We start from the raw sequence: 856 nt of genomic DNA, 5'->3' as shown, positions 1-856 counted from the left end.
TTAGGAACACGGCTCTCTTTGGCCCTGTTGCAGAAATGGTTTCACCCCTCGGATGTTTTGAAGGCGCGTCGTACGACACTCGCCAAATATGTTGCAGCCCATGCGGGAGGGAACCATCCGCGCAGTGGGCCCTTTGTGGAAACGCTGATCACAGGGTTACGTGAAGCGGCGCAATACGCCCAGAACCTTCATGGGGCACACATTGATTTTTCGGAACTGCAGTTCGAAATTGCGACGGAAATTGAGAATGTTCTGAAGAAAATTCAAATAGTTGGAGATCTTGAGCAGCATATTGCCGATCTCTACAAACACCTCGACCCACAGGCTCTTCTGCTCAGTATTCCGGGTGTCGGCCGACATCTTGCGCCGACCCTGATTGGTATCTTGCAGAACATTGAACGGTTTCATTCCGAAAAACATTTACGGGGTTTTTGTGGCCTGTTTCCCAGGAGGGCTGATAGTGGTGGTGTGGAGCGAGCGGGCCAGACCCTGACCCAGGGTGGCAATAACCGCATCAAACACGCACTTTATCTTGCTGCTGATACGGCACGAAAAACAGATCCTGAACTGGCAGAACTTTATTGGAGGCTGATGACGGCGAAAGGTCATCATCACAAACAGGCTTTATGTGCCGTTGCCAATCGTATTGTGAACCGGATCTTCAGTGTTCTCAAACGAGGAAAGCCTTATGAAGTGCGCGACAGGGAGGGAAACAGCATCACCCTCTGTGAAGCAAAAGCCATCATTCTGGAGCGCTATACTGTCGGAGAAAACATCAGAGCAGGACGTCGTTCCAATCGGATCGAAAAGAACTCCTGAAACCGGAAAAATTGCTTGCGCTCCCGGTACAAGATCA

1 protein-coding gene is annotated in these 856 nt (G+C 50.6%); it reads left to right on the top strand.

What is annotated here, in order from left to right; all coding sequences use genetic code 11:
- Positions 1-819, top strand: an 819-nt coding sequence (locus tag AD944_RS00185) for an IS110 family transposase (protein WP_045543148.1), incomplete at its 5' end; no start/stop codon positions are given.
- Between the last annotated feature and the right edge of the window lie 37 nt (positions 820-856).

Source organism: Acetobacter tropicalis, from assembly GCF_001580915.1.
GTDB classification, from domain to species: Bacteria; Pseudomonadota; Alphaproteobacteria; order Acetobacterales; family Acetobacteraceae; genus Acetobacter; species Acetobacter tropicalis.
Note: the sequence above shows the minus strand (reverse complement) of the source record. Positions and strands in the feature narration are given on the sequence as shown.